The sequence below is a fragment of the Enterovirga sp. genome (genome assembly GCF_035325185.1).
Classification (GTDB): Bacteria; Pseudomonadota; Alphaproteobacteria; order Rhizobiales; family Beijerinckiaceae; genus Enterovirga.
Genome location: NZ_DAOLAJ010000131.1, coordinates 1 through 8137, shown reverse-complemented (window position 1 = coordinate 8137; position 8137 = coordinate 1). Strand labels below are relative to the sequence as shown.

Below are 8137 nucleotides of genomic sequence, written 5' to 3'. Positions count from 1 at the left end.
GGGTGATTCGGCGGCGGGGCCCCCCCCCCGGGTTTCCCTCTTGGGGGGGGCCTCGCCCCCCCCCGCCGCAGGCGGGGGGAGGGCGGGAGCGGGCCCGTGCTGAGCCTCTCCTTCACCCCCCTCCTGCCGCTCTGGGCACTCGCGGCCCTGGGCGTCCTGGCGCTCGCCCTCGCGGCCCTCGCTGTCCTGAGCCGCGGGCCGGTCGCGATCCTGCGCGCCCTCGCCCTCGCCCTCGTGCTCGCGGCGCTCGCCAATCCTTCGCTGGTGCGGGAGGAGCGCGAGCCGATCCGCAGCGTCGTGGCCGTCGTGACCGACCGCTCGGCCTCCCAGGCCCTCGGCGATCGCAAGGCCATGACCGAGGAGGTCCGCGCCGAGATGGAGCGGCGCCTGGGCGCGCTTCCCGATCTCGACATCCGCTTCGTCGAGGCGGGCGAGGGGGAGGGCGAGGACGGCACGCGCCTCTTCACCGCCCTCGGCCGGGCCCTGTCCGACGTGCCGCCGGACCGCCTCGCCGGGGTGGTCGCCATCACGGACGGGGTGGTGCACGACATCCCGGCCGACCTGTCCGGCCTCGGCTTCAGGGCGCCGCTCCATGTCCTCGTCACGGGGCGCCCCAGCGAGCGCGACCGGCGCATCGTGCTGATCGAGGCGCCGCGTTTCGGCATCGTCGGCAAGGACCAGACCATCCGGGCCGAGGTCTCCGAGCGCGGCGGCACGGGCCGGGCCCGCGTCACGGTGAGGCGCGACGGGCAGCCGGTCCTGGCGCGCGAGGTGGCCACGGGCACGCCCTTCAGCCTGACCATCCGCGTCGAGCATGGCGGCCCCAACGTCATCGAGATCGAGGCGGAGGCGCTGCCGGGCGAGCTGACCCTCGCCAATAACCGCGCGGTCGTCACCATGGAGGGCATCCGCGAGAAGCTGCGGGTGCTGCTCGTCTCGGGCGAGCCGCATCCGGGCGAGCGCACCTGGCGCAACCTCCTGAAGTCGGACGCCAATGTGGACCTCGTCCATTTCACCATCCTGCGCCCGCCCGAGAAGCAGGACGGCACCCCGATCAACGAACTGTCCCTGATCGCCTTCCCGACCCGCGAGCTGTTCCAGCAGAAGATCAAGGAATTCGACCTCATCATCTTCGACCGCTACGCCAATCAGAGCGTCCTGCCCGCGACCTATTTCGACAACATCGCCCGCTATGTGCGCGAGGGCGGCGCGCTGCTGATCGCGGCGGGGCCCGAATTCGCGAGCCCCGCGAGCCTCGCGCGCACGCGCCTCTCCTCCATCCTGCCGGGCATCCCGGACGGGCGCGTGATCGAGGAGCCGTTCCGGCCGAGGATCACCCGCGAGGGCGAGCGCCACCCCGTCGCGCGCGACCTGCCGGGCTCGGAGACCGATCCGCCTTCCTGGGGCGGCTGGCTGCGCGTCGTCGGGGCGCAGCTCCGGCGGGGAACGAGCGTGATGTCGGGCGCGCAGGGCCAGCCGCTCCTCGTCCTCGCGCGCGAGGACAAGGGCCGGGTCGCGCTGCTTCTGTCGGACCACGTCTGGCTCTGGGCGCGGGGCTACGAGGACGGGGGGCCGCATGTCGATCTCCTGCGCCGCCTCGCCCATTGGCTGATGAAGGAGCCGGCGCTGGAGGAAGAAGCGCTGCGGGCGAGCGCCGTCGGGCGCGAGATCGCGATCGAGCGCCAGAGCATGGGCCCCGATCCGGGGCCGGTGGCCGTCGTCTCTCCGGGCGGCGCCCGCGCCAGCCTGCCGACGAAGGAGGAGCGGCCCGGCCTCTTCCGGGCCCGGATGCGGGCGGGGGAACTCGGACTCTACACGATCCGCTCGGGCGATCTGGTCGCTTTCACGAGCGTCGGGCCCGCCAATCCGCTGGAACTCGCGGATGTCTTCTCCGATACCGAGCGGCTGCGCCCCCTCGCGGAGGCGACGGGCGGATCGGTGCGGCGCGTGGCGGGCGAGACGGGAGGCCCTGCCGTGCCGCGCGTCCAGCTCGTGCGGGCCGGCGCGCGCGCCGCCGGGGCGGACTGGATCGGGCTGCGGCCGAGCGAGGCGGCGGTGATCCGGGGCGTCTCGGTGATGCCGCTCGGGCTCGGGCTGCTCGGCCTTGCGGGATTGCTGGGCGCGGTGCTGCTCGCCTGGGTCGCCGAGGGCCGGCGCCGTCGCGCGTGACGTTCGGATGCGATGAACCTGCGGGCGGCGCGGGGCGACGAAGAGGGGTCAGCCGGAGGCGGCCCCCATGTTTCTTCGCCAAGCCATGACGGCGTTTCTGGTCCTCACGGTCCTCGGCACCGGCCACCCCTCGAACAGCCTTGCAAAGATGCTCGGCCGCGCCGATTTCGGAATTTCCCGCAAGATCGACGACCGCTCGCGCATGGTGCTCCACGCATGAGAAGACAGATGGGCCCCTTCTTTCTCGCCGCGTTCGCGATGCTCGCCCCCGCAGGGCACGTTGCCCCCGCAGGGCACGTTGCCCTCGCAGGACACGTTGCCTTCGCGGCTGCGGACGAGGCCCCGAGCGGGGCCGAAGCGCAGAGCGCGCCGGAAGATGTTCAGGCCGCGCGCGATCTCCTCGAGGCGCGCCGGGCCAATGCCGCGCGCCAGAGGCGGGGCGAGCCTGCCGCCGTCTGGATGTTCTTCGGCCGCCCCGAGGCGTCCGCTCCCGCGAGATAAGAGACTTCCCGCCGCGTCGGGAATCAAGGGATCCGCGCGAAACGCTCGGCCCATGTCCTGCCGGCGGGAAACTCCTTGGCGAGCTTCCCCATCGCCGCGGCGAAGGCGGGCTTGTCGACCTCCGACACCACGATCTTCCGCGCCCCGATCCTGTCCATGACGACGGCGTCGTCCGCGAGGACCTGGGGGCGCATCTCGGCCTCCATGTCGCGCGCGGCCTCGTCGACGATCTTCCGCTGCTCCCCGGTCAATCCGGCATAGGCCGCCTCGGCCATCAGGATGCAATTGTCCTGCATCATGTGCCCGGTCAGCGCGAGATGGCTGCTCGCCTCGAGGAGGCCGGAATTCCAGGCGAGCGCGACCGGGTTCTCCTGCCCGTCGACCATGCCCGATTTCAGCGCCTGGAGCACCTCCGGGAAGGGCAGCGGGACCGGCGCGGCGCCGAGCATCTCGAAGGCGCGCCGCCAGAGGCCCGCCTCCGGCACGCGGATCTTCAGGTCCTTCATGTCGGCGGGTACGCCGACCGTCCGATTGCAGGCGAGCTGGCGCGGCATGCGCGGGATGGCGGCGAGGATCCGCAGCCCCGCGGCTCGGGCGACCTCGGCGGCGTAGTCCGCGCGCACCGCGTCCCAGACGCGGTCCTTGTGGGCGACATCCCGGAACAGATAGGGATGGATCCAGACCTCGGCCGGGCGATACCAGCCGGCGAGGAGGCCAAGGCCCGGCGTCGCGAAATGGACCGTGTCCCGGAGCAGCGCCTCGACCTGCTCGCGCTCGCTGCCGAGCGCGCCTTCGTGACGGTTCGCGAGCATTATCTGGCCCGCGCTCAGTTCGCCGAGGCGGGCGGCGAAGACGTCTATCGAGCGGGCGATCAAATCCACCGCCGGGACGGCCGTGGCGCCGACCCAGTCGATCCTCCGCGCCCCGGCGATGGCGGGCATCGCGATTGCGGCTCCCCCGAGGAGGCCGAGCGCGCCTCGGCGGCTCGGCGGGAGGGGGCTCCCGCCGGAGCCCGTCATCCGAAGATCAGGCATTGGGCCGCGAGAAGGCGGCCTCCATCTCCCGGCGCGTCGAGACGGCGATATCGGTCTCGTCGATCTCGACATCGGACCATTTCAGCCGCTCGCCCTGCCTGACCGGGTTCTTGAGCTTGACGTTGTGCGAGAGGCCGAGCGGCAGGTAGCCTTCGCGGAGCGACGCCTCGGCCGGGGTCTGCTTGCCCCAGACGCAGAAGCCGCCCTCGCCGTCCAGCATCTCTCCGGGGACGAGGTCCCGCTTGGCCGTGGCGACCACGTCCGAATTGAAGCAGACCGGCGCCCCCGTCGGCTCCTTGCGCAGGGCGGCGGAGGCGACCGAGATGCCGAGTTCCAGCCCGATCATGTGGATCGGCCGGTAGAGCGCCGCATAGCGGCCGGTCTTGTCCGGCAGCATCGAATATTCGACGAAGCAGCGCCGGGAATAGTCGTTGTCCTCGGCCGCCTCGAACACGACATAGGTGCCCATGACGAGGTTGTGCGGCACGTCGGTGCCGTCGCGGGCGACCGAGGAGGTCACCTCGGTCACCCCCGCCTTCTCGAGCACGCCGCCCTCGCTCCTCGGCTTGCAGATATCCGACAGCTCGAAGCGCGAGGCGGGCGGGAAGGAGAGGCCTTCGCTCTGCGAATGCAGGCCGGTGGCGTTGCAGATGGCCGTCATCTCGATGCCCGACTTCGTGCCGTCCACGAAGGAATTGAACATCTTCGGGTTGATCGAGCCCCGGTCCTCGTCCCTGATCCGCATGTATTTGGACAGGATGTCCCAGACCGTGTCCGGCGTCGATTGGTGATAGGTCGGGTGGTAGCGGGTGCCCTTGCCGGCGGCGACGACCCGGAAGCCCGCCGCCCGCGCCCAGTCGACATGGTCGCAGACGAGGGCCGGCTGGTCGCCCCAGGCCAGCGAATAGACGACGCCCGCCCGCTGCGCGCGCCGCGCCAGGATGGGGCCGGCCAGCGCGTCCGCCTCCACGTTCACCATCACGATGTGCTTGCCGTTCTCGATCGCCATGGTCGAGAGCCGGATGCCGGTGCGCGGATCGCCCGTCGCCTCGACGATCACCTCGATGGCGGGATGCCTGATCATCGCCTCGGTGTCGCTCGTCAGATGCGTCTTGCCGGTCTTGAGCGCGTCGTCCAGCGAGGTCGCGGTCGATTGCTCGGCGGGCCAGGAGGCCATCGCGAGCTGCGAGCGGGCCCTGTCCACATTGAGGTCGGCCACCGCCACGACATGCATGCCGGCGGTGGTGCGCGCCTGGGACAGGAACATCGTGCCGAACTTGCCGGCTCCGACCACGCCCACCGTCACCGGCCGGCCTTCGGCCTGCCGCTGGAGCAGCATCGCATTCAGGTTCACGTCAGCCCTCGGAACTTGCGTTTCTTCCCTCCCGATCGGACCATGTTTGAAGGGGAGAGACAACCCGGCCCGACAATCCGAATCGATGAAATACGACGTCGCTCGGATGACCTGGATTCACGCTGGCGCGGCTGGGAGTCTTCGCCAGGAGGCGGGTCAGCTCGCTCTCGTAGCTCATCAGGATCTCGTCCCAGGAAAACTGCTCGCGGGCCCGCGCGAGAGCGGCCTCGCGCGCGGCTGCCACCGCCTCGTCCGCGGACAGCACGGTCTCGATCGCGCGCTCGCAGCCATCCGCGTCGCGGAAGAACCATTGCCCCTCGCCCGCCGTCCAGCGGTTATAGGGATTGTCGTGGGCGATGACGGCGCTGCCCGCCCAGAGGGCCTCCACCAGCGAGGGATTGGTGCCGCCGACCGTGTGGCCGTGCAGGTAAGCACGGGCATGTCCCCGCAGTGCCTGGACGATCCTCTGGTCGTAGATGGCGCCGGGGAAGACCACCTCCGGCCCCGCCGCCTCGCGCACCTGCCGATGATAGGGATTGCCCTCCTCGAGCTTGCCGAGCACGGCGAGCTTGCATCCGCGCCGCTTGCGGGAGAAGGCCTCCACCAGCGTCGCGATGCTGTTGTCGGGCTCGATCCGCGCGATGGAGACGAGAAAGTGGTCCGGCTCCAGGCCGAGCGGGGCGAGGGCTTCCGCCTGCGGCTCGCAAACCGGGTCCCCGCCATAGGGGATCATGGCGATCGCCTTGCGTGGGCGGCGCGTGGCGAGATGGTCGGCGATGCGCGGATGGTCGGCGACGAGCCGGTTCGAGATCCAGGCGCCGATCCATTCGTTGATCCACAGCCAGCCCTTCACCGGCAGCGGCCATTTCGGCCTCTTCCACTCGATGCCGTCCATATTGGTGAGGATGCGCCGGCCCCGCAGCCGCAGCCAGGGCAGGAAGAGCGCGCCGTTATAGCCGAGGACGAGCGCGACCCCGTCCCGCCGGGCGGCGTCCCGGGCGCAGACGGCGTCGAATTCGAGCGTCGCGACCGGCCCCTTCGAGGCGACCTCGACCTGGAGAAGCTCGATGCCCCGCCAGGTCTCGCTCGTCAGGCGCCGCTCGACCCTGTCGACGTCGCGCTGGCAATAGACGCCGACATGCCATCCGCGTGCGACGAGATGGAGCGCGAGGCGTTCGGCGAAGGTCTCGAACCCGCCATGGGCGGCTGGAATCCCGCGCGTGCCGAGGATCAGCACGGAGCGGCGGCCGCCTTGGATCCAGGCTCCCATATCGATGCTCCTCCAGGCCGGAACGGCCGGGGGGAAGGCTTCCCATGGGGCGGCGAAAAACTCCGTTATGGCGATCGTGAGGATTCGATCTATCCGGCCCGGGGCGGGCCCGCGACGGCTGCCTGCCTGCGCCTCAACCCGGCGTCAGGTGCTTGCGGACGGCCTCTGCGATCACGGCGCAGACGCGCGTGTTGGATTCGACGGTCAGCCCGGCGATGTGGGGCGTCAGGATGACGTTGGGCGCTCCGCCGAAGACGACGCCCTTCGCTTCGGGCAGGGGCTCCTCGTCGAAGACGTCGAGCGCGGCGCCGCCGAGCTTGTTCTCCTTGAGGGCGGCCGCGACCGCCGCCTCGTCCACGATCCCGCCCCGCGCCGTGTTGATGAGGATGGCGCTGCGCTTCATGAAGGCGAGGCGGCGCGCGTCGATCAGGTTGCGCGTCTGGGGCGTCAGGGGCACATGCACCGAGACGACGTCGGCGGCGGCGAGAAGCCCGTCCAGCTCGCGCCGCTCGACCTTGCCGAAGGGCTGCTCCCAGGCCGGGGCGTCGGCGGGGATATGGGGATCGTGGGCCGAGACCTTCATGCCCATGGCGGCGGCCCGCAGCGCGACGGCTTTCGCGATCGAGCCGAATCCCACGAGCCCCAGATGCTTGCCCGACATCTCCCGGCCATGGACGAGGCGGTTGCGGGGCCAGCGCCCCGCAATGACCTCGAAGGTCGCATAATAGCTGCCGCGCAGCAGGAAGAGCGCCGTGCCGATCACGTATTCGGCGACGGACACGTCGTTGGCGCCGCTTGCGGGATAGACCGCGATGTCGCGCGCCTTGCAGGTTTCAAGGTCGATATTGTCGAGCCCGACGCCGAGCCGCCCGATCGCGACCAGCTTCTCCGCCCCCTCCAGAAGCGCCGCATCGACCTTCGTGCGGTTTCTCACGATGAGGGCCCGCGCGGAGGCGAGGGCCTTCTTCAGCTCCTCCGGCTTGTCGACGAGGTCGGGGTCGTAGAGCACGTCGAATCCCGCGAGACCGGTCTTGATCGCGGGCCCGTCCATGAACTCGGAAATGACGATATCCGGCATCGAAATCTCCTGGCGGCAGCTATGAATCCTGGCCGGCGGCTGGACGGCCGGCCTTCATAGCAGCCTTCGGCGCTCAGGCCGAGATGGCGCCGTCCTCTCCGTTCGTCGCGGCGGCGAGCCAGGCGAGGGTCGCGGGATCGGCCTCGGGGGTGAGGTAGAGGATGACGGGAGTGTCGTAGGGATGGAGGTCCTTCAGGGCCGCCGTGACGGCGTCCCGCCGGCCCTCCCGGGTCTTGATGATGCCGACCACCTCCCGCCCCCGCTCGATCCCGCCCTCCCAGCGATAGACGGAACTCATTCCGGGCAGGACGTTGAGGCAGGCGGCGAGCCCGTCGCGCACCAGCGCCTCGCCGATGGCCAGCGCCGTCTTCTCGTCGGGGAATGTCGTATAGAGAAGGAGGGCCTGCTCCACCATCGCGCCTGCCGCCGCCTCAGGCCCATTCGCGCTGCGCGAGCTTCTCTTCGTAGCTCTCGATCTGCGGCCTCTTCTCGAGCGTCAGCCCGATATCGTCGAGCCCGTTCAGCAGGCAATGCTTGCGGAAGGGATCGATGTCGAAATGCAGGGTGCCGCCGTCCGGTCCCTTGATGGTCTGGCTGGCGAGGTCGATCGTCAGGGTCGCGTTGGCGCCGCGGTCGGCGTCGTCCATCAGCTTCTCGAGATCCTCGGGCGAGACCTTGATCGGCAGGATGCCGTTCTTGAAGCAGTTGTTGTAGAAGATGTCGGCGAAGCT

The 8137-nt window shown here is 70.4% G+C and carries 7 protein-coding genes and 1 pseudogene; 2 read left to right on the top strand and 6 right to left on the bottom strand.

Features of this window, described 5'->3' with window-relative positions:
* The first annotated feature begins 96 nt into the window (after positions 1-96).
* Both PKD06_RS17570 and PKD06_RS17565 read left to right on the top strand, forming a co-directional pair.
* Positions 97-2169 (top strand): hypothetical protein, encoded by a 2073-nt coding sequence (locus PKD06_RS17570; RefSeq protein WP_324382399.1) that lies wholly within the window; start codon positions 97-99, stop codon positions 2167-2169.
* 67 nt (positions 2170-2236) lie between these two features.
* A complete protein-coding gene (locus tag PKD06_RS17565; protein WP_324382397.1) occupies positions 2237-2389 on the top strand; it encodes a hypothetical protein in 153 nt (50 codons plus the stop codon).
* A gap of 304 nt (positions 2390-2693) precedes the next feature.
* Here the strand turns inward: PKD06_RS17565 and PKD06_RS17560 are convergent, their stop codons facing one another.
* From PKD06_RS17560 to PKD06_RS17535, 6 genes and pseudogenes are all read right to left on the bottom strand, one after another.
* On the bottom strand, positions 2694-3611 hold the full coding sequence (locus PKD06_RS17560; RefSeq protein WP_324382394.1) for a TRAP transporter substrate-binding protein: 918 nt from the start codon (positions 3609-3611) through the stop codon (positions 2694-2696).
* 85 nt (positions 3612-3696) lie between these two features.
* On the bottom strand, positions 3697-5058 hold the full coding sequence (locus PKD06_RS17555) for a Gfo/Idh/MocA family oxidoreductase (protein WP_324382392.1): 1362 nt from the start codon (positions 5056-5058) through the stop codon (positions 3697-3699).
* Position 5059: 1 nt separating this feature from the next.
* Positions 5060-6328 (bottom strand): DUF1972 domain-containing protein, encoded by a 1269-nt coding sequence (locus PKD06_RS17550; RefSeq protein ID WP_324382390.1) that lies wholly within the window; start codon positions 6326-6328, stop codon positions 5060-5062.
* 133 nt (positions 6329-6461) lie between these two features.
* Positions 6462-7406, bottom strand: coding sequence for a hydroxyacid dehydrogenase (locus tag PKD06_RS17545; protein ID WP_324382389.1), 945 nt, complete (start codon positions 7404-7406; stop codon positions 6462-6464).
* A 73-nt stretch (positions 7407-7479) separates the two neighbouring features.
* Positions 7480-7818: a divalent-cation tolerance protein CutA gene (gene cutA, locus PKD06_RS17540; RefSeq protein WP_324382401.1), complete on the bottom strand. Its 339-nt coding sequence runs from the start codon at positions 7816-7818 to the stop codon at positions 7480-7482.
* Positions 7819-7837: 19 nt separating this feature from the next.
* Positions 7838-8137, bottom strand: a pseudogene (locus tag PKD06_RS17535) (3-isopropylmalate dehydratase small subunit); the annotation flags it as partial.